21 protein-coding genes are annotated in these 19,978 nt (G+C 71.3%); 10 read left to right on the top strand and 11 right to left on the bottom strand.

Going from position 1 to position 19,978, the window contains the following annotated elements; all coding sequences use genetic code 11:
• Positions 1–45: 45 nt before the first annotated feature.
• Entirely contained in the window at positions 46–2,082 is a 2,037-nt protein-coding gene (gene ftsH, locus QMF80_RS29870) for an ATP-dependent zinc metalloprotease FtsH (RefSeq protein ID WP_283458858.1), read from the top strand.
• 102 nt (positions 2,083–2,184) lie between these two features.
• A complete protein-coding gene (folE, locus tag QMF80_RS29865) occupies positions 2,185–2,790 on the top strand; it encodes a GTP cyclohydrolase I FolE (RefSeq protein ID WP_283458854.1) in 606 nt (201 codons plus the stop codon).
• 116 nt (positions 2,791–2,906) lie between these two features.
• On the opposite strand, the gene QMF80_RS29860 is transcribed toward folE, so the two are convergent.
• The 6 genes from QMF80_RS29860 to QMF80_RS29835 form a co-directional block, all read right to left on the bottom strand.
• Complete coding sequence (locus QMF80_RS29860) at positions 2,907–3,386, bottom strand: DUF3180 domain-containing protein (protein ID WP_283458852.1); 480 nt, start codon at positions 3,384–3,386, stop codon at positions 2,907–2,909.
• Positions 3,387–3,438: 52 nt separating this feature from the next.
• The gene (folK, locus tag QMF80_RS29855; RefSeq protein WP_283458850.1) at positions 3,439–4,047 is read right to left on the bottom strand and encodes a 2-amino-4-hydroxy-6-hydroxymethyldihydropteridine diphosphokinase; all 609 of its coding nucleotides are present in this window, start codon (positions 4,045–4,047) and stop codon (positions 3,439–3,441) included.
• Complete coding sequence (gene folB, locus QMF80_RS29850) at positions 4,044–4,403, bottom strand: dihydroneopterin aldolase (RefSeq protein WP_283458848.1); 360 nt, start codon at positions 4,401–4,403, stop codon at positions 4,044–4,046. The genes folK and folB overlap by 4 nt, the downstream gene beginning before the upstream one ends.
• A gap of 130 nt (positions 4,404–4,533) precedes the next feature.
• The gene (locus tag QMF80_RS29845; RefSeq protein WP_283458847.1) at positions 4,534–4,977 is read right to left on the bottom strand and encodes a nuclear transport factor 2 family protein; all 444 of its coding nucleotides are present in this window, start codon (positions 4,975–4,977) and stop codon (positions 4,534–4,536) included.
• 43 nt (positions 4,978–5,020) lie between these two features.
• Positions 5,021–5,890: a dihydropteroate synthase gene (gene folP, locus QMF80_RS29840; RefSeq protein WP_283458845.1), complete on the bottom strand. Its 870-nt coding sequence runs from the start codon at positions 5,888–5,890 to the stop codon at positions 5,021–5,023.
• Positions 5,891–6,003: 113 nt separating this feature from the next.
• A complete protein-coding gene (locus QMF80_RS29835) occupies positions 6,004–7,851 on the bottom strand; it encodes a phosphatidylglycerol lysyltransferase domain-containing protein (RefSeq protein WP_283458843.1) in 1,848 nt (615 codons plus the stop codon).
• 151 nt (positions 7,852–8,002) lie between these two features.
• On the opposite strand from QMF80_RS29835, the gene QMF80_RS29830 reads away from it, so the two are divergent.
• A complete protein-coding gene (locus QMF80_RS29830) occupies positions 8,003–9,112 on the top strand; it encodes an alpha/beta hydrolase (protein WP_283458841.1) in 1,110 nt (369 codons plus the stop codon).
• A gap of 157 nt (positions 9,113–9,269) precedes the next feature.
• On the opposite strand, the gene QMF80_RS29825 is transcribed toward QMF80_RS29830, so the two are convergent.
• The gene (locus QMF80_RS29825) at positions 9,270–10,235 is read right to left on the bottom strand and encodes an ABC transporter ATP-binding protein (protein ID WP_283458839.1); all 966 of its coding nucleotides are present in this window, start codon (positions 10,233–10,235) and stop codon (positions 9,270–9,272) included.
• Positions 10,236–10,377: 142 nt separating this feature from the next.
• Here QMF80_RS29825 and QMF80_RS29820 point away from each other — a divergent pair, with 142 nt between their 5' ends.
• From QMF80_RS29820 to QMF80_RS29805, 4 genes are all read left to right on the top strand, one after another.
• A complete protein-coding gene (locus QMF80_RS29820) occupies positions 10,378–11,055 on the top strand; it encodes an ABC transporter permease (protein WP_283458837.1) in 678 nt (225 codons plus the stop codon).
• 3 nt (positions 11,056–11,058) lie between these two features.
• On the top strand, positions 11,059–11,727 hold the full coding sequence (locus QMF80_RS29815) for an ABC transporter permease (RefSeq protein ID WP_283458835.1): 669 nt from the start codon (positions 11,059–11,061) through the stop codon (positions 11,725–11,727).
• A 67-nt stretch (positions 11,728–11,794) separates the two neighbouring features.
• On the top strand, positions 11,795–12,787 hold the full coding sequence (locus QMF80_RS29810) for an ABC transporter substrate-binding protein (RefSeq protein ID WP_283458833.1): 993 nt from the start codon (positions 11,795–11,797) through the stop codon (positions 12,785–12,787).
• Between the two features lie 120 nt (positions 12,788–12,907).
• The gene (locus QMF80_RS29805) at positions 12,908–13,960 is read left to right on the top strand and encodes a hypothetical protein (protein ID WP_283458831.1); all 1,053 of its coding nucleotides are present in this window, start codon (positions 12,908–12,910) and stop codon (positions 13,958–13,960) included.
• A gap of 78 nt (positions 13,961–14,038) precedes the next feature.
• On the opposite strand, the gene QMF80_RS29800 is transcribed toward QMF80_RS29805, so the two are convergent.
• Positions 14,039–14,629, bottom strand: coding sequence for a TetR/AcrR family transcriptional regulator (locus tag QMF80_RS29800; RefSeq protein WP_283458829.1), 591 nt, complete (start codon positions 14,627–14,629; stop codon positions 14,039–14,041).
• 108 nt (positions 14,630–14,737) lie between these two features.
• On the opposite strand from QMF80_RS29800, the gene QMF80_RS29795 reads away from it, so the two are divergent.
• Complete coding sequence (locus QMF80_RS29795) at positions 14,738–15,658, top strand: NAD(P)-dependent oxidoreductase (protein WP_283458827.1); 921 nt, start codon at positions 14,738–14,740, stop codon at positions 15,656–15,658.
• Between the two features lie 109 nt (positions 15,659–15,767).
• Here the strand turns inward: QMF80_RS29795 and QMF80_RS29790 are convergent, their stop codons facing one another.
• From QMF80_RS29790 to QMF80_RS29780, 3 genes are read right to left on the bottom strand one after another with little or no spacing between them, the layout of a single operon-like run.
• Positions 15,768–15,977 carry a hypothetical protein gene (locus QMF80_RS29790; RefSeq protein ID WP_283458825.1) on the bottom strand — a complete coding sequence of 70 codons (210 nt, stop codon included), beginning with the start codon at positions 15,975–15,977 and terminating at the stop codon, positions 15,768–15,770.
• A 4-nt stretch (positions 15,978–15,981) separates the two neighbouring features.
• Positions 15,982–16,821: an arylamine N-acetyltransferase family protein gene (locus QMF80_RS29785; protein ID WP_283458822.1), complete on the bottom strand. Its 840-nt coding sequence runs from the start codon at positions 16,819–16,821 to the stop codon at positions 15,982–15,984.
• Positions 16,822–16,845: 24 nt separating this feature from the next.
• Positions 16,846–17,988 (bottom strand): NADH-quinone oxidoreductase subunit D, encoded by a 1,143-nt coding sequence (locus QMF80_RS29780; RefSeq protein ID WP_283458820.1) that lies wholly within the window; start codon positions 17,986–17,988, stop codon positions 16,846–16,848.
• Between the two features lie 88 nt (positions 17,989–18,076).
• Between QMF80_RS29780 and QMF80_RS29775 the strand changes: the two genes are divergently transcribed.
• Together QMF80_RS29775 and QMF80_RS29770 are read left to right on the top strand one after the other, a co-directional pair.
• Complete coding sequence (locus QMF80_RS29775; protein ID WP_283458818.1) at positions 18,077–18,568, top strand: PH domain-containing protein; 492 nt, start codon at positions 18,077–18,079, stop codon at positions 18,566–18,568.
• Positions 18,569–18,609: 41 nt separating this feature from the next.
• Positions 18,610–19,941 carry a PH domain-containing protein gene (locus QMF80_RS29770; RefSeq protein WP_349372250.1) on the top strand — a complete coding sequence of 444 codons (1,332 nt, stop codon included), beginning with the start codon at positions 18,610–18,612 and terminating at the stop codon, positions 19,939–19,941.
• The last annotated feature ends 37 nt before the right edge of the window (positions 19,942–19,978 follow it).

Raw genomic sequence — 19,978 nt, 5'->3', positions numbered from 1 at the left:
TTTACCTACGGGCAGGAGGGACGGGGTGCTCTGCGCCCCGTATGGATGGACGTGAAGCGATACTTCCGTGGGCCGGTCATGTGGATCGTGCTGGCCGTCCTCGCCGTGGTCGTGTTGATGAACGTCGGCGGCTCCGGCGGCGGCTACAAGTCGGTGGAGACCAGCGAGGTCATCAAGGCGATCAGTCAGGACCATGTGGCGAGCGCCAAGCTCACCACTGGTGACAGCCAGATGATCAAGATCGAGCTGAAGAGTGGCGAGAAGCTCGGCAAGAACGACGGCACCAAGTTCCAGGCCAACTACATCGGGGACCAGGGCGTAGCGCTCGCCAAGGACCTCCAGACCAAGTTCGAGGCAGGCAAGATCGCGGACGGGTACACCGTCTCGCCGGACAAGACCAGCCCGTTCCTCAGCGTGCTGCTGTCCCTGCTGCCCTTCGTCCTGATCGTCGTGGTCTTCCTGTTCCTGATGAATCAGATGCAGGGCGGCGGCTCCCGAGTCATGAACTTCGGGAAGTCCAAGGCCAAGCTGATCACCAAGGACACCCCCAAGACGACGTTCGCCGATGTGGCGGGCTCGGACGAGGCGGTGGAGGAGCTCCACGAGATCAAGGAGTTCCTGCAGGAGCCGGCGAAGTTCCAGGCCGTCGGCGCCAAGATCCCCAAGGGCGTGCTGCTCTACGGCCCGCCCGGCACCGGAAAGACCCTCCTCGCGCGTGCCGTCGCGGGCGAGGCCGGTGTTCCCTTCTACTCGATCTCCGGTTCCGACTTCGTCGAGATGTTCGTCGGTGTCGGTGCCTCGCGTGTCCGTGACCTGTTCGAACAGGCCAAGGCCAACGCTCCGGCGATCGTCTTCGTCGACGAGATCGACGCCGTCGGCAGGCACCGCGGTGCCGGCCTCGGCGGCGGTCACGACGAGCGCGAGCAGACCCTCAACCAGCTGCTCGTCGAGATGGACGGCTTCGACGTGAAGGGCGGGGTCATCCTGATCGCCGCCACGAACCGGCCGGACATCCTCGACCCGGCGCTCCTGCGCCCCGGCCGTTTCGACCGGCAGATCGCGGTCGACCGTCCGGACATGCAGGGCCGTCTGGCGATCCTCAAGGTCCACCAGAAGGGCAAGCCGGTCGCCCCGGACGTCGACCTGGGCGCGGTTGCCCGTCGTACGCCCGGATTCACCGGTGCGGACCTGGCGAACGTGCTGAACGAAGCCGCGCTGCTCACCGCGCGCGGGGACCGCAAGCTGGTCGACAACCACGCCCTGGACGAGGCGATCGACCGCGTCGTGGCGGGTCCGCAGAAGCGGACCCGGATCATGTCGGACCGGGAAAAGAAGATCACCGCGTACCACGAGGGCGGCCACGCCCTGGTCGCGGCGGCTTCCCCGAACTCCGACCCGGTCCACAAGATCACGATCCTGTCCCGTGGCCGTGCCCTGGGTTACACCATGGTCCTGCCCGACGAGGACAAGTACTCCACGACGCGCAATGAGATGCTCGACCAGCTCGCGTACATGCTGGGCGGTCGCGCGGCCGAGGAACTGGTCTTCCACGACCCGACCACGGGCGCCGCGAACGACATCGAGAAGGCCACCACCACGGCCCGCGCGATGGTCACCCAGTACGGCATGACGGAGCGCCTGGGCGCGATCAAGTTCGGTGGCGACAACACCGAGCCGTTCCTGGGCCGCGACATGACGCACCAGCGCGACTACTCGGAAGAGGTCGCCGCGCTGGTCGACGAAGAGGTCAAGAAGCTCATCGAGACCGCGCACAACGAGGCCTGGGAAATCCTGGTCGAGAACCGCGACGTGCTCGACAACCTCGTCCTCGCGCTGCTGGAGAAGGAAACGCTCAACAAGGAGCAGATCGCCGAGGTCTTCTCGACGATCGTGAAGCGTCCGGCCCGCCCCGCGTGGACCGGATCCTCCCGCCGTACCCCGTCCACGCGTCCGCCGGTGCTCTCCCCACGGGAGCTGTCCCTGACGAACGCGGCGAACGGCAGCGGTTCCGCACCCGTCTCCCCTCCGGTTTCCACGGAGAAGACTCCCGAGGCGGCCCCGGAGGACCGTCCCGAGAGCTGACGGGCGCGCACTCCGGAATGGATGCCGCGGTCCCCAGGTCATAGCCTGGGGGCCGCGGCACTTTCGCATGTTCACGGACTTCATGGCAGGAACGAGGAAGAGATGACCGATCCAGTGACCCTGGATGGCGCGGGCGCCCCCGGTGTGTTCGACGAGAAGCGCGCCGAGGCGGCTGTGCGCGAGCTTCTCATCGCCGTCGGCGAGAACCCGGACCGCGAGGGCCTTCTGGAGACTCCGGCGCGCGTCGCGCGGGCCTACCGGGAGATCCTGGCGGGCCTGTGGCAGGTACCGGAGGACGTGCTGACGACCACCTTCGACCTCGGCCACGACGAGATGGTCCTGGTGAAGGACATCGAGATCGTCAGTCTGTGCGAGCACCACCTGCTGCCGTTCCACGGCGTGGCGCACGTGGGGTACATCCCGGCCGAGTCCGGCAAGATCACCGGTCTGTCGAAGCTGGCCCGCCTGGTCGAGGTCTTCGCCCGGCGCCCGCAGGTGCAGGAGCGGCTCACCACTCAGATAGCCGACTCCCTGATGCGGATCCTGGAGGCCCGCGGCGCCATCGTCGTCATAGAGGCCGAGCACATGTGCATGTCGGTCCGCGGGATCCGCAAGCCGGGTGCCAAGACCCTGACGTCGGCGGTCCGCGGCCAGCTCCGCGATCCCGCGACCCGCGCCGAGGCCATGAGCCTGATCGTGGCCCGCTGAGCGGTCGCCGGGAGGCGCTGCCCGGTCCTGACCGGTCCGGGCCGGTTCCCGACCGGTTCCCGCACGAAGGGCGGCCGTCGCGTGTGCGACGGCCGCCCTTTCGCGTGCGGACCCGGTCAGGCGCGGGCGGTCGCGCCGTCCTCGTCGTCCGGGAGGCGCAGTACGCGCTCCAGGAAGAGGGCCGCGGCGATGACCCCGAGGCCCGCCAGGACCGAGCCCGCGGCGTAGTACGCCTGGTCGCGGCGGGCCGGTACCTCCAGGCCGTCGGCCAGCAGGAAGACCCCCACGCCCCCGTACATCCCCGCCACCAGGGCGGCCACCAGGGCGCTGGCCTGCCCGAAGACGACCGCGCGGGCCGCCATCAGGGGTTCCACGCCCTTGGCGCCGGGGCGCCGGTCGCGCTGGGCCTTGAGGCGGCCGCGCAGTGACAGGGCCGTCGCGCAGAGCACGACGGCGATCACCGCGAGGACCACCGGCGCGGCCAGCGGAACGCCCGGCAGGGTGCCGTAGGAGTTCCACAGCCGGGCGCCCGCCCAGGACAGGGCCCCGGCGATCACGAAGATGGCCGCCAGGACGCCCAGCCTCAGTTGCTTCACGTGCCTGTTCCCCGCTTTCTCGTCCCGCATCCGGCAGTGAACAGGCTAACGACTACTCCGGCAGGTGGAGTTCCAGGTCGGGGCGTGCCGTGACCCCGTCCAGGCCGATTCCGGCCAGCAGCTCGGCGACCGTACCGCGGCCCGGGAGGGTGGCCTCGGCGTCGACGTCATGCCAGGGGGCCAGGACGAAGGCGCGCAGGTGGGCCCGGGGGTGCGGGAGGGTGAGGGACGGGTCGTCGGAGACCACGTCGGCGTACGAGACGATGTCGACGTCGATCGTGCGCGGCCCCCAGCGCTCCTCGCGGACGCGGTCGAAGGCCTCCTCGACGGCGTGCCCGCGTTCCAGCAGCGAGCCGGGGGGCAGGGTGGTCTTCACCCGGACCACCGCGTTGAAGTACGAGGGCTGCGAGCCCGGCTCCACGCCCCACGGCTCCGTCTCGTAGACGGTGGAGACGGCCTTGACCCGCAGGCCCGGAGTGTCGCCGAGGGCGTCGATGGCGCCCTGGAGGGTCTCCAGGCGGTTGCCGAGGTTCGCGCCGAGCGCGATGACGGCCCACTTGGGGTTGGACAGGGTGACGTCCGCCGCGTCGACCGTCTCGACGACGGAGGCGGGGACGGGCTGTACGGTCGGGTCGCTCTGTGCCTTCAGTCCGTTGTTCATGCGCGGCTCCGGGTGATCGTGATGGTCACGTCGTCGAAGGGAACGGTGATCGGCGCGTCCGGCTTGTGCACGACGACCTCCACCTGTGCGACGGCGTCGTGCTTGAGGCAGCGCTGCGCGATGCGCTCGGCGAGGGTTTCGATGAGGTCGACGGGCTCGCCCTGGACGACCTCCACGACCTCCTCGGCGACCACGCCGTAGTGCACGGTCTTCGTCAGGTCGTCGTCCGCCGCCGCGGGCCGGGTGTCGATGTGGAGCACCAGGTCGACGATGAAGGTCTGGCCTTCTTCGCGTTCCCGGGGGAAGACGCCATGGTGTCCGCGAGCCTTGAGGCCGCGCAGCGCGACACGATCCACGCGAATCACTCCTGCTTTCGTAGGTGCTGCCGTTCCGGGACTCCCCGGGGGCATGGGCGTGAGCCGAGTGCGGTCGGCGTCGTCCGTCTTCGAATTTACCTGCGATAAAAGGCAAACCGTGCCGACGGGGTCACGAAGGGTCCTCGTCCCCGTCCTCGTCCGAGTCCGTGAGCACCGGAGAACCGTGGTGGGACCAGAGGCGCCAGCCCTCGGATGTGCGACGGAACACATTCGTGGCGACGACCAGCTGACCGACGAGGGGGCCCAGTTCACCGCCGTCCTCGGCGGGCCCGCCGCTCAGGATGTTCTCGGTGCAGGTGACCACGGCGGTGTCCGCTATGACGGCCACCTTGGTGTCGGTGAGGAAGAACTGGATGTACTCGGTGTGGCTCATGATCAGGGCGTACGAGCGCAACACCTCGCCGCGGCCCGCGAGTACCGGCCAGCCGGGGTGGACGCAGGAGATCTCGTCCTCCAGCCAGAGCGCCGACAGCGCGTCGAAGTCCCCCCGCTCCATCGCCTCGTAGAAGGCCGTGTTGACCTCTTCGACCGCTTCGATGTCGGTACGGCTCACCGTGCCCCTTCCCTACCGGGTCCGTCGTCGCCCGCATTGCGGATCACAGTGCCCCTTCCACGGCCCGGGCGACTCGAACCGCGTCCGCGCTCGCCCGTACCTCGTGGACCCGGACGGCCCAGGCGCCCTCGTGCGCCGCGATCGCCGAGACGGCGGCGGTGGCCGCGTCCCGCTCGCGGGCGGGCGGGGGCGCGGAGCCGTCGCCCGCCAGCACCCGGCCCAGGAACCGCTTGCGGGAGGCCGCGACCAGCAGCGGGAAGCCCAGCGCGCGCAGCTCGGGGAGGTGGGCGACGAGGGCCAGGTCGTGCTCGGCGTTCTTGGCGAAGCCGAGACCGGGGTCCACGACGAGCCGCTCGGGGGCGATGCCGCCCGCGATGACGGCCTCGATCCGCATCCGCAGCTCGGCGGTGACCTCCGCGACCACGTCCTCGTACACGGCGAGGCTGTTCATGCCCTCGCTGAAACCGCGCCAGTGCATGACCACGAAGGGGACCTCGGCGGCCGCGACGGCGCCGATCATGCCGGGGTCGGCCAGTCCGCCGCTCACGTCGTTGACCAGCAGCGCGCCGGCTTCGACGGCCCGCGCGGCGACCGTGGCCCGCATGGTGTCGACGGAGACGGCGATGCCCTCGGAGGCCAGGCCGCGCACCACGGGGACGACCCGGCGCAGCTCCTCCTCCTCGTCGACCCGGCTCGCGCCGGGCCGGGTGGACTCGCCGCCGACGTCGACCAGGTCGGCGCCCGCGGCCACCAGGTCCAGGCCGCGCTTGACGGCCGCGGTGGTGTCGAACCAGCGGCCGCCGTCGGAGAAGGAGTCCGGGGTGACGTTGACGACGCCCATGACCCCGCAGCGGTCCCACCGGGGCAGACCCCTGACTACGCCCCTGGCGGCGGCCCCGCGCTTCGTGTTCATAGGTCCAGGGTAGAGCTGCCCTCCGGATGACAGGGCCCCGGCGCCTGTCGGCTGCCGGGGCCCTGGTGTCCGTATGCCCGCGCGAGTGGTCCGCCGGGCCGCGAGGACGCGTCCTACGCCGCCTGGATCCCGCGGTCGGCCTGTCCCGTCGCGGAGCCCTCGTCGTGGGCGCAGGTACGGACCGGCTTCGGGCGCCTGCGGGCGGCGAAGAGGCGCGGCAGGGCCACGGTCACGAAGCCCTCGGCCTGCATCACGGCGAAGCCGATGCGGGGCAGGTCGCCGGAGGTGCGATAGACCATGAAGCGCGGCTCCCAGCGGGGCCGGAACTTCTCGTTGAACTTGTACAGCGACTCGATCTGGAACCAGCGGGACAGGAAGACCAGCAGGCCGCGCCACATCCGCAGCACCGGACCGGCGCCGATCTTCTCGCCGCGGGCGAGGGCCGCGCGGAACATCGCGAAGTTCAGCGAGACCTTCTCGATCCCCAGCCCGGGGGAGGCCTCCAGGGAGGCGACGATCAGCAGCTCGTTCATGCCGGGGTCGGCGGCGCGGTCGCGGCGCATCAGCTCCAGCGACATGCCGTCCCTGCCCCAGGGCACGAAGTGCAGGACGGCCTTGAGGTCGCCGAACGGGCTGGTGTCGCCCTCCTCGACCCGGTGGGCGGTCGCGATGTAGCAGTCGCCGTCGCCCGGGTCGCCGACCCGGCCGAGCGCCATGGAGAAACCGCGCTCGGTGTCGGTGCCGCGCCAGGCCTCGGCCGCGCCGCGGACCTGCTCCAGCTCCACCGCGGTCAGCTCGCTGACCCGGCGGACCTTGGTGGTGTAGCCGTTGCGCTCGATGCGCTTCACCATCTGGCGGACATTGCGCATCGCGCGTCCGGCGAGGGAGAAGTCCTTGACGTCGACGATGGCCTCGTCGCCGAGTTCCAGGGCGTCCAGCCCGGTCTCGCGGGTCCAGACCTCGCCGCCGGTCTCGGAGCAGCCCACGACGGCGGGGGTCCACGAGTGGGCCTTGGCCTCCGCCATGAACCGCTCTATGGCGCCCGGCCAGGCCTCGACGTCACCGATGGGGTCGCCGGAGGCGAGCATCACGCCGGAGACCACGCGGTAGGTGACGGCGGCCTTGCCGCTGGGGGAGAAGACGACGGCCTTGTCGCGGCGGAGCGCGAAGTGGCCGAGGGAGTCGCGGCCGCCGTGCTTGGCGAGCAGCTCGCGGATCTTGGTCTCGTCGTCCCCGGTGAGCCGGGCGGCCGGGTGCTCGGGCCGGAAGGCGAGGTAGATGGTGGTCAGCGCGGTCAGCATGCCGAGCGCGCCGAGGGAGTAGCCGACCGTCCAGGACACCTGCCCGTCGTAATCGACGGGACCCTCGAAGCCGAAGATGCCGTAGACGACGTGGGTGATCTGCTCGTAGAGGCCCGGGTTTCCGACGACCCTGCCCGGGTGCGAGTTGACGATGACCAGGCCGAGGCCGATCGAGCCCGCGCTCATCAGGACGAAGTTGGCGAGGGCCTTCCAGCGGCTGCGCGGGTCCGGCAGCGCCTTGAATTCGCTCTGATGGCGCAGGAGCAGCGCGAGGAGCGCCGCGGCGAGCAGGACGCCGACGAAGGAGTGCCGGTAGGTGAACTGCGCCATCGCGCCCGCGGGCAACAGGACGACGGCGGCCCGCCAGGCCCGGCGCTTGCGCCGCTTGAGGCCGTGGGCGAGCAGGAGGAGCAGCACGCCCGCGCTGATCGCGAGGGCGGCGGCGAACGGACCGAGGGAGCCCGGGAGCACCTCGGTGACGGCGTGGATCTTGCTGTGCCGAAATCGCGGGAAGACTCCCGCGGCGATGTCGAGGAGGCCGACGATCATGACGGCCGTACCTACCAGCCCGGGCACCGACTCCGGACGTGGGCCGCGGAGGATTCGGCGGCCCCGACTCGGAACCTGTACCGACTTATCGCCATCTATCCTGCTAGACATCGCTTCCCGTTGCTCCGCGAGAGATCATTGGCCGAAGGCCGTGACAGCCTCCGGAGTGTGGTGCGTCCAGTAGGACGACATGAAGGGGGAGCGGGTTCACTCTCTCTTCGAAAAAACTCGTCCTGTCACTGAGAAAGACGGCTTACTGCTCATGGGTCTCACCAGTAATCTGGTTCTGGCGCTGGCCATTATCGCCGGTGTGCTGCTGTTCGCGGCGACGGTCTGGTTCTGGCCGCGGCTCTCGGGCCGCACGTTCCGCGCGTACACCGGCCGCATCGCACTCCTCCTCGTGACGCAGCTGGCACTGTTCTCGGCAGTCGGCCTCGCGGCCAACAAGTCCTTCCTCTTCTACGGGTCCTGGGCCGACCTCTTCGGCCAGGAGACCTCGGTCGGCAAGGTCGTCGACCACTCGATGAGCAGCAAGGACATCAAGGTCGTCGACAAGCAGAAGCTGGACGTCCCCGGAGGCGGCCGTCCCGCGGTCGGCGGTCAGATCCTGAAGGTCTCGATATCGGGCCAGAAGTCGAAGATAACGAGCCCGGGCTACGTGTGGCTGCCGCCGGAATACTTCCAGCCGCAGCACGCGAAGGCCAACTTTCCGGCCTCGGTCGTCCTGACCGGCTACCCGGGCACGGCGGAAAACCTGATCAAAGGGCTGAACTACCCCATGACGGCCTTCAAGCAGGCCAAAGCGGGCAAGATGAAGCCGATGATCCTGGTCATGCTCCGCCCGACCGTGGCGCCCCCGCGCGACACCGAGTGCGCGGACATCCCGGGCGGCCCGCAGACCGAGACCTTCTTCGCGCAGGACCTGCCGCAGGCGATCACGGAGACCTTCCGGGTCGGCAAGAAGGCCGAGAACATGGCCTTCGTCGGCAACTCGACCGGCGGCTACTGCGCGCTGAAGATCGCCGCGCACTACCCGAAGACCTTCGGCACGGCCGTGGGCCTGTCCGCCTACTACGAGGCCGCGGACGACCCGACCACCGGTGACCTCTTCCACGGCGACGCCAAGCTCAAGGACCGCTCCGACGTCCTCAAGAGCATCAAGGCCAAGGCGCCGAGCGGTACGTCGTTCCTGGTCACCAGCAGTAAGAAGGGCGAGCCGAACATCGGTGACACCCGGAAGTTCATCAAGGACGTCAAGGGCCCCGACCGCGTTTCCTCGATCATCCTGGAGAGCGGCGGCCACAACTTCAACACCTGGCGCCGGGAGATCCCCCCGATGATGGTGTGGCTGAGCGGCCGGATGCAGGCCTGACCCCGTACGCCCCGCGCACAGTGAGCGGGAGTGGTGAGCACGACCCGTGACCGGCCCGCAACGGCCGGTCACACGTCTTTCCGGGGCGGGACCGGGCCGAGCCGGGGCGGGGGCAGGACCGGGCCGGGGCGGGGGCATGGGGCAGGGGCCCGCCCGCTCAGGCCTCCTGGAACTCCGCCCGGCGCAGCGCGCGGTGCACGCCCTCCGGAGTGAGTACGCCGATCAGCGCGCCGGAGCCCGGGTCCGTGACCCCGATCCGCCCCGAGTCCTCCTGGAGCAGCGCCGCCAGCGCCTCGCGCAGCGTCGCCCCCAGGGCCACCCGCGCCGCGGGCTCCCCCCGGCCGTCCACGGCCGTGAGGTCGTCCGCGCTCACCGCGGTCACCGCGAGCCGCTTGAGCCCCCGGTCGGCGCCGACGAACCGGGCGACGTACTCCGTGGCGGGCGCGCCCAGCACGGCGGCCGGGCTCGCGAACTGCTCGATGGTCCCCTGGCCGTACACGGCGATGCGGTCACCGAGCCGGATCGCCTCCTCCAGGTCGTGCGTGACCAGCAAGATCGTCTTGTGCACGGACTTCTGCAGGGCCAGCAGATCGTTCTGCAGCCGCTCGCGGACCACCGGGTCCACCGCGCCGAACGGCTCGTCCATCAGCAGGACCGGCGGATCGGCTGCGAGCGCGCGGGCCACGCCCACGCGCTGGCGCTGGCCGCCCGACAGCTGCTCGGGATAGCGGCCTCCGTAGGTGGCCGGATCCAGGCCCACCAGTTCGAGCAGCTCCGCCGCCCGGGCCCGCGCCTTCGCTTTCGGCGTACCGATCAGCTGCGGAACGGTCGCGGTGTTCTCCAGCACCGTCTTGTGCGGGAACAGGCCCACCTGCTGGATGACGTAGCCGATGCGGCGGCGCAGCTCGACCGGGTCGGCGGCCGCGATGTCCTCGCCGTTCAGCAGGATCCGGCCGCCGGTCGGCTCGATCAGCCGGTTGACCATCTTCATCGTGGTCGTCTTGCCGCAGCCCGACGGGCCGACGAGGGTGACCAGCTCGCCCTCCGCCACCTCGAAGGACAGGTCCTCCACGGCGGTCGTCCCGTCGGGGTAACGCTTGGTCACATGCTCGAATCGAATCACCACGCCATCCTTCCCTACCCGCGAAAGGGTTTTGTAAAGGGAGTGTTGCCCCGTTGCGAATGATTCCGGCCGTTGTCGGTGCCGGGGGTTATGGTCGTGTGCACGCGTTCGACGTGCGGATCGGTGACTGGGGGTGAGCGCGATGGCAGGGCAGAGCTGCCTGGTGACGAACGACTGGCTCTGCTGGGACTACGTCACCTCCCGCAGCCAGGAGCTGACCGACGCCACCCTCCAGCACGTCTGGATCACGGTGGTCTCGGTGGTCATCGGCCTCGTGGTGTCCGTCCCGCTCGCACTGCTGGCCCGCCGCGGCACGCGCTGGGCCGCGCCCGTCCTGGGCCTGACCACCCTGCTCTACACGATCCCCTCCCTCGCCATGTTCTCGCTGCTCCTGCCCTTCTTCGGGCTGTCGGCCTCCCTCGTGGTGACCGGCCTGGTCCTGTATTCGCTGACCATCCTCGTCCGCAATGTGCTCGCCGGTCTGGAAGGCGTCCCGGAGGAGGTCCGTGAGGCCGCGCGCGGGATGGGGTACGGGCCGGGGCGGCTGCTGTGGCAGGTGGAACTGCCGCTCGCCCTCCCGGCGCTGCTCGCGGGAGTCCGTATCGCCACGGTGTCCACGGTCGCGCTCACCACGGTCGGCTCGATCGTCGGCAAGGGCGGCCTCGGCAATCTGATCGCCCCCGCGGTCAACAGCTCCTTCAAGGCCCAGGTGCTCACCGCCTCCGTGCTGTGCGTGCTGCTCGCCCTCGTGGCGGACCTGCTGCTGCTCGGCGTGCAGCGGCTGGTCACCCCTTGGACCCGCGTCGTGAAGGAGGGCTGAGCCGTGGGAGAACTGGGCGGGGCCTGGGGCTGGCTGGCGGACGGCGCCCACTGGTCCGGCGAGAGCGGCGTCTGGCACCGGCTCGGGGAGCACGTCTACGTCAGCGGGGTGGCGCTCGCCATCGCCTGCGCGGTGGCGCTGCCCGTCGGCCTGTGGCTCGGCCACCTCGGCAAGGGCGGCGCCCTCGCCATAAACGTGTCCAACATCGGCCGGGCCGTCCCCGTCTTCGCCGTCCTCGCGCTGTTCATGGTCTCGCCGCTGCGCAGCGCGGGATACGTCCCGACGATCGCCGCGCTCGTCCTGTTCGCCGTACCGCCGCTGCTCACCAATGCCTACGTCGGCATGCGCGGGGTGGACCGCTCGGTGGTCGAGGCGGCCCGGGGCATGGGCATGTCGGGCGGCCAGCTCTTCCTGCGGGTGGAACTGCCGCTCGCGCGCGCCCTGGTGATGACGGGTCTGCGGTCGGCGGCCGTACAGGTCATCGCCACGGCCACGATCGCGGCGATGGTCGGCCAGGGCGGCCTCGGCCGGATCATCACGGCCGGGTTCAACACCTTCAACACCCCGCAGGTCCTCGCCGGAGCCCTGCTGGTGGCGGCGCTGGCGCTGGTGGTGGAAGGCGTGCTGGTGGCCGTCGACCGGTACCTGCTGCGCCCGGCGGCGGTCCGCTGAGCGCCACCCCGTCTTTCCTCTGACCGCTTTTCCCCTTCCCGCTTCTCGACTCCTGAACGGAGCAACCATGGGCAAGACCACGCGCATCCTCGGCGCGACACTGGGTGCGGTGGCCCTCACCGCTTCGCTCTCCGCGTGCGGCGGTGACAGCCTGGAGAAGACGAAGGACGGCGGCACGGCCTCCTCCGAGTCCTCCTCCTCGTCCTCCGGCGGCAAGGGCAAGCTGGTGATCGGCGCGGCCGGGTTCACCGAGTCGAACGTGCTGGCGGAGCTGTACGCGCAGGTCCTCAAGGACGCGGGCTACGGCACCTCGATCACCACCGTCAACAACCGCGAGCTGTACGAGCCGTCGCTGGAGAAGGGCGAGATCGACATCGTCCCGGAGTACGCGGCCACCCTCGCGGAGTTCCTGAACGCCAAGGTCAACGGCGGCAACGCGCCGGAGGAGAAGCCCGTCGCCTCCAGCGACGTGACGGCCACGGTGGCGGCGCTCGACAAGCTCGTGGGCCCGCGCGGTCTCAAGGCGCTCCCGGCGGGCGCCGCCGTCGACCAGAACGCCTTCGCGGTGACCAAGGAATTCGCGCGGAAGAACAACCTCACGTCCCTTTCCGACCTGGGCAGGTCCGGGCTGAAGGTGAAGATCGCGGCGAGTGACGAATGCGCCGTCCGTCCCTTCTGCGCCGTGGGATTGAAGAAGACGTACGGAATCGACATTTCCGGTATCGACCCCAAGGGCGTCGGCACCCCGCAGGCCAAGCAGGCCGTCAAGGACGGCGTCGACCAGCTGGTGCTCACCACGACCACCGACGCCTCCCTCGACACCTACGGTCTGGTGCTGCTGGACGACGACAAGAAGCTCCAGAACGCGGACAACATCCTGCCCGTGGTCAACGCCAAGGACGCGGGCAGCCCGGAGATCGCGGCCGCCCTCGACAAACTCACCAAGGTGCTCACGACGGCCGATCTGGTCGACCTGAACCGCAAGGTGGACACGGAGCGGGCCAAGCCGGCGGACGTCGCGAAGGCTTTCCTGGAGTCGAAGGGTCTGCTCAAGAAGTAGTCAGGGAGCCCTGGACCAGAAGCAGTTACCTGATTGATGGGTAATTGACGGGTAACTGCCCGGGAACAGATTGCCGGGCAGTTACCCCACAGGCCCCCTACGCCCTGTAAATTTCGGGCCATGCCCCGTGGACGCCACCGCAATCCCGAACCCCTGCACCGGCTGCTCACGCCGACGACCCTCGCAGGTGCCTCGATCACCAGCGCGGGCGTGGCCTGGCTCCTCGCGGAACCCGTGGCACTACGCGTGCTCGTGGCCTTCGCGGGCGCGGCCGGAGTCACGGCCGCCGTCATCATGCGCGCCTGGGACCAGGCGGCCGGTCGCCGCGTGGCGGAGCTGACGCGCGAGCGCGTCAAGGACGAGTGGCGCACCGAGGAGCGGATAGCCGAGCTCGAATCAGACCTCGAGGAATCCCGCGCCCTGCGCACCCGCCTGGACACCAAACTCCGCGGCAAGCGGGTCGAGCTGGCCGGCCTGCGCGGTGAGCACGCCGCGCTGCTGCGCCGGTACGCGACCGCCGAGACCGAGCGCGCGAGCGCCCTGGAAGGCCGCCGCCTGCTCGCCATCGAGGCCGCGACCGCTCCGGCGACCGCGCCCAAGGAACTTCCGGCGGTCTCCGAGGAGCGCACCCCCAGCGGCGCGCCCACCCCGGTGGGCTACGCCCGGGCGAACGCCGCGCTGGGGGCCCTGGCACGCAAGGCCGAGGCGGCTGAGGCCGCGGTGGCCGCGCCCGGGAAGTCTGGTGCCGAGGCCGTGGTGGCCGCCGTCGCCGAAGAGGCCGAGGACGAGGTGAGCCCCGCGGCCGCGCACGCGCGCGCCGTCCCCGCGGTGGTGGCGGCGGTTCCGGCCCGGCGGCTCGCGGCCGCCGTAGCCCCTTACTCCGCGCCGCGCCGTACGACGTCCCGCGTCGAGGGCGGCTTCGACTTCTTCGGCACCAAGACCGCGGCCCAGGCCCGCGCCGTGATCGAGGCGGTCCAGAACGAGGACCTCGCCGACGTCGTGGGCGCCGAGGTGCTCGCGGTGCACAAGGCGGAGTCGGTGACGGACGCCAAGCAGTCGGAGTTCAAGCCGTCCACCCCCGAACTGCGCGCCGTGGGTCAGGTCATCGACCTGACCGCCCACGACGAGACCGAGCCGATCGACGTCGCGCAGCTGCGCACCGCGATCTCCTAGTGCCGTGACCGGGAAGGTGCACCGGCGATCGACGTCGCGCAGCTGCGCGACGCGGCACTGGACCCTCCCTCCCACGCCTCAGGGCGTGTAGAGCGAGACCAGACGGGCCAGGTGACGGCCCGCCACCAGGAGCGGGGTGCGGCTCCGGGCGACCTGGGCGGTCATCTCGGCCCCCTCCAGGGTGCTGATCACGGTCAGCGCCAGGTCGCGGGCCGCGTCCTGCGGGATCCCGCAGGCCAGCAGCTTCGCCGCGACCAGGTCCCGCCAGTTGTCGAAGGCCTGCGCGCAGGCCTCCTGTACGTCGGGCAGCCGGCCCACGGTCTCCAGGGCCGTCACCGTCACCGGGCAGCCGTCCGCCCAGCCCGAGGCCGCGAGTTCCTCGGCGAGGAGCGCGGCGACCGCTTCCACCGCCTCGGCCGGGCCGGGTGCGCAGGCGAGGCCCGTGCGGAGCAGTTCCGCGAACTCCCGGTCCCCGAAGTGGATCGCCGCGACCGCCAGTTCCTGCTTGCCGCCGGGGAAGAAGTGGTAGAGCGAGCCGAGGGTGGCTTCCGCCTCGCGGACGAGCTGCTTGACCGGGGTGTTCTCGTAGCCACCGTGCTGCATCAGCCGTGAGGCGGTGCGCACCAGCCGGTCGCGGGTGCCTTCCTTGGTCTTCGTCGTCGCTGCCATGGCGCGATCGTACCGGGTGAATAGATAGAGCGTTCGTTCTAGTCCCGTGCTACGTTCGTCCCGATCGCTGGATAGAGCGTTCGTTCTAGCCCTTGGGGGAGCACCGTCATGAGCACCAGCAGCACCAGCAGCACCAGCAGTACCGCCACCGCCACCACCATCATCACCGTCACCGTCATCGGCCTCGGGCCCATGGGCCGCGCCATGGCCGCCGCCCACCTCGACGCCGGCCACCAGGTCACCGTCTGGAACCGCAGCGCCGGCAAGGACGCCGAGCTCGTGGCCCGCGGCGCCCGCCGGGCCGGCACCGCCGCCGAGGCCGTCGCCGCGAGCGCCCTGACCGTCCTCAGCCTGATCGACGTGGACGCGATGTACCCGTCCCTCGCCGGGGTCGACCTCACCGGCCGGACCCTGGTCAACCTCTCCTCGGACGTCCCGGAGAAGGCGCGCGAGGCGGCCGCCTGGGTCCGGGCCCGCGGGGCGGCGTACCTCACCGGCGGGGTCAACGTGCCGCCGAGCGGCATCGGCCAGGAGGGTTCCACCGCTTTCGTCAGCGGCCCCGAGGAGGTCTACGCCGCCCACCGGGCCACCCTCGACGTGCTCGCCGCCACCGACTACCGGGGCGCGGACCCGGGCCACGCGCAGTTGTACTACCAGCTCAACATGATCATGTTCTGGACCGCGATGACCGGCTTCCACCAGGCCGTCGCCGTCGCCCGGGCCAACGGCCTGTCGGCGGCCGACATCCTGCCGTACGCCTCCTACACGACCGACAGCATGCGGGGTTTCCTCGGTTTCTACGCCCCGCGCGTCGACGCCGGGAACCACGGCGGTGACGTGGACCGCCTCGCCATGTGCGCGGCGAGCGTCGAGCACATCCTGCGCACCGCCGCCGACTCCGGTGTGGACACCCGGATCCTGGCCGCCCACGCCGACCTGTTCCGGCGCGGGGTCGAGGCGGGCTTCGGCGATGACAGCAGCAGTCGGCTGATCGGCCTCCTGGGCGAGCCGGTGACCGCGGGCCGCTAGCCGGGCCCGTGCCCGGGCCCGCGACCGTATCCGGGTCCGCGACCGTATCCGGGTCCGCGACCGTATCCGGGTCCGCGACAGCTCCCGCGCCCGGGACGGCTGCCGCCCGTCAGAACAGCGGGAGCTGTCCCGGCAGGTCCGCGAGGACGAAGCCGTCCAGCGTCGGCGCCGACGCGCCGAGCACCACCCGGGCCCGCGAGCCGGGGCAGGAGACCAGTTCGCCGCGCCCGCCGGGCGGGTCGTGGCGGGCGATCCGCCCGGCGGTCACGGCGCAGTCGCGGCCGCAGGAGGGGCAGGCGCGGCGGGGAGAGTGGGACATGGGCTCAAGTCTGCCCCCTCGCACCGGCATCGGTGGCCCGCGCCCACAGCGCCGCCCGGTCCGCCGCGTCCAGATCGTCGAGTTCCCGCCCGAAGACGTCCGCGAGCACCCCGAAGAACTCCTCCGGGGAGCCGAGTTCGCGCTTGGACGTGCCCGCGCCCGACTCCACCCGGCTCAGGGTCCGCCCGCGCAGCACGTCCATCCCGGTCGCGTCCCGGCGCAGTGCGGCGAGGGTCCGCACGAAGCCGGAGTCCGGCGCGGTGGACAGCCGCAGGTGCTCGGCCGCGAAGTCGGCCATCGTCGCCGGGGCCGAGCGGAAGTTCATCACCGGGAAGGGGCCGCCCGCATTGGCGAAGCTCCAGCCGAGGCCGTCGTCCAGCGGGGTGAGCGTGTAGTCGAACCCGCCCTGCCGGTACCCGCCTTCGCGCAGCGGCACCGGCTCGTACGGCCCGTCGCCGAGCCCGGTGTCCACGAAGTACGCGGCCCCCTGCGCCCGGACGCTCAGCGCGAGGTGGTTGCCGCTGATCTGCTGGGACGCGAGGTCGTCGGACACCCCGCCGACGTGCCGGGTCACCTCGTAGCCGAGCGCTTCGAGGAGCAGGGCGAAGGCGCCGTTGAGGTGGAAGCAGTACCCGCCCCGCCCGGCGGCGAAGCGGCGGGCCGACAGCTCCGGGTCGATGCCCGGCGCCCGCCCGAGCTGGATGTCCAGGTTCTCGTACGGGACGCGCTCGACGTGGGCGCGCTGCAGGGCGAAGAGCGCGTCGGCTCCGGGTGGGCCGGGCGCGTCGACGCGCAGCCGCCGCAGATAGGCGCCCACCAGATCCGGGCTCAGGCCTGAGGTCATGCGCCTACCCTGCGGGCCGGCCGGTCACTTGTCGATGTCGCCGACCACGAAGAAGAGCGAACCGAGGATCGCGACCATGTCCGCCACCAACTGCCCGGGCAGCAGCACCGCCAGGGCCTGGATGTTGTTGAAGGACGCGGAGCGCAGCTTGAGCCGGTACGGGGTCTTCTCGCCCTTGGAGACGAGGTAGTAGCCGTTGATCCCGAGCGGGTTCTCGGTCCAGGCGTACGTGGCCCCCTCGGGTGCCTTGAGCACCTTCGGGAGGCGCTGGTTGACCGGCCCGGGCGGCAGCTCCGCCATCCGGTCCAGGCAGGCCACGGCGAGGTCGAGCGCGTTGTGGGTCTGCTCCAGCAGGCACTCGAAGCGGGCCAGGCAGTCGCCCTCGGTACGGGTGACCACCTTCAGGACGTCCTGGAGTTCGCCGTACGCGAGGTAGGGCTCGTCGCGCCGCAGGTCGAAGTCCACGCCCGAGGCGCGGGCGATCGGCCCGGAGACGCCGTACGCGTGCACCGCCTCCGCCGACAGGACGCCGACCCCGCGGGTGCGGCCGCGGAAGATCTCGTTCCCGCGGACCAGGTCGTCGTACACGTACATCCGGGTGCGCACGTCGGCGATCGCGGCCCGCGCGCGGCCGAGCCAGCCCGCCGGGAGGTCCTCCTTGAGGCCGCCGACCCGGTTGAACATGTAGTGCATCCGGCCGCCGGAGATCTCCTCCATGACCGCCTGGAGTTCCTCGCGCTCGCGGAACGCGTGGAAGATCGGGGTGATCCCGCCCAGCTCCAGGGGGTACGACCCGAGGAACATCAGGTGGTTCAGCACCCGGTTCAGCTCGGCGAGGAGCGTACGCATCCACACCGCGCGCTCGGGCACCTCCATGCCGAGCATCCGCTCGACGGCCATGACCACGCCCAGCTCGTTGGAGAACGCGGACAGCCAGTCGTGGCGGTTCGCGAGCATCACGATCTGGCGGTAGTCGCGCGCCTCGAAGAGTTTTTCCGCGCCCCGGTGCATGTAGCCGACCACGGGCTCCGCGGAGATGATCCGCTCGCCGTCCAGGACGATGCGCAGGCGCAGGACGCCGTGCGTGGAAGGGTGCTGGGGTCCGATGTTGAGCACCATGTCGGTGCTCTCCGCCGCTCCGCCGATACCGACCGTGGTCTCCGTCATGCGCGCATTCTCGCAGCCTCGGGGGGTGGCCCGTCGTTCGGGCCGCGAGCCCGGCCCGAGCGGCAAGCCACGCCCCTAGGGTGGGGGCATGGAAACGGGGACGACGGGTGGGACGCACCAGCCCGCGTGGGTGGGGCTGCCCGAGGGGCTGCTGAAGCTCCGCAGGCTGCTGCTGGTGGTGTGGATGGGGCTGCTGGCCGTCGCTACGGGCGTCCTGCTCGGGCTGCTGGCCGGGCCCGTGTGGGCGGCGTTCGCGCTGGTCTGGGTCGCGGCGATGGCGTGGTGCTGGGTGCTGCTCGGGCGCAACTGGCGGTCCTGGCGGTACGCCGAGCGCGCCGACGACCTGCTGATCAGCCGCGGGGTGATGTGGCGGCAGCAGACGGTCGTGCCGTACGGGCGGATGCAGCTGGTCGAGGTGACCTCGGGGCCGCTGGAACGCCGCTTCGGGCTGGCCTCCGTACAACTGCACACGGCGGCCGCGACCACCGACGCGACCATTCCCGGGCTTGTCCCCGGGGAGGCCGAACGGCTCCGCGATCGGCTGACCGAGCTGGGCGAGGCAAGGTCGGCGGGGCTGTGAACCCACCTGCTGTGAACCCGTCGGCCGTGAATCCGCCGGCGGTGAACGCGTCGACCGCTTCCGCCGTCGAGCGCAGGCTGCACCCCTTCACCCCGCTGCGCCGCGCCTGGGTGCCGATCGGCGGCACCGCCGGTGTCATCGTCCAGCAGGGCGAGCGCGCCCAGGAGTGGGCGCGGGACGCCGCCGAGGGGTTGGGCAGCGGACTGGGCTTCCTCGTCCTCCTCGCCGTGCTCGGTGCGGCGGGCCTCTACGGCTTCCTGAGCTGGCGCTTCACGTACTACGCCGTCACCTCCAGCGAACTGCGCATCCGCACCGGGCTCCTCTTCCGCCGGACCGCGCACATCCGGCTCGACCGGCTCCAGGCCGTGGACGTCACCCGGCCGCTGCTCGCCCGGATCGCCGGGGTCGCCAAGCTCAAGCTCGACGTCATTGGCACGGACGACAAGGACGAGCTGGCCTTCCTGTCCGAGAAGGACGCCGTCGCGCTGCGCGCCGAGCTGCTCGCGCGGGCCGCCGGGTTCGCACCCGAGGAGGCGGCCGGGCTCGGTGAGGCGCCCGTCCGCGAGCTGCTGCGGCTGCCGGTGCGGCAGCTGGTGTGGTCCCTGCTGCTCAGCATGGGTGTGTGGGCCGCGCTGCTGGGCGGGATCGCCGCGCCCGCCGTGGTGTTCTGGCTCAGCTCCAGCCTGTGGGCGGCCGTGGTCACGCTCGTGCCGATCCTGGGGGCGGTGTGGGGGCGCAGCCTCGGCCGGTTCCTGACGGAGTACGACTGGACGGTCGCCGAGTCCCCCGACGGGCTGCGGCTCGACCACGGGCTGGCCGACCGGGCGCACGAGACGGTGCCGCCGGGGCGGGTGCAGTCGGTCCGGATCGTGGAGCCGCTGCTGTGGCGGCGGCGCGACTGGGTGCGGGTCGAGCTGGCGGTGGCCGGGTCGAAGAACGACGTGCTGGTGCCGGTCGCTTCGCGGGAGGCGGCGTACGGGGTGCTCGGGCGGGTGCTGCCGGGGGTGGACCTCGGCGGTCCGGCCGGGCTGGACTTCTCGCCCTCGCCGCGGGCGGGGGCGCGGTGGGCCGTGCCGGTGTGGTGGAAGGGGTACGGGCTCGCGGTGACCCCGGAGGTCTTCGCGGCGCGGCGGGGGCGGCTGTGCCGGGTCACGGAGATCGTGCCGCACGCGAAGGTGCAGAGCGTGCGGGTGGGTCAGGGGCCGTGGGCGAGGGTGTGGGGGCTGGCGGACGTGCACCTCGACACGGGGGCGAACACCGTGGTCACGGCGCGGCTGCGGGATGCGTCCGAGGCGGCCGCGGTGCTGTGCGCCCAGGCGGCGCGCTCCCGCACCGCCCGGGCGGTCGCCCGCCCGGACCGCTGGATGACCTGACCCCGGGCTCGGAGATCCAGCCCGCCCGGCGTTTGAG

The sequence above is a fragment of the Streptomyces sp. G-G2 genome (assembly GCF_030063135.1).
Classification (GTDB): Bacteria; Actinomycetota; Actinomycetes; order Streptomycetales; family Streptomycetaceae; genus Streptomyces.
Note: the sequence above shows the minus strand (reverse complement) of the source record. Positions and strands in the feature narration are given on the sequence as shown.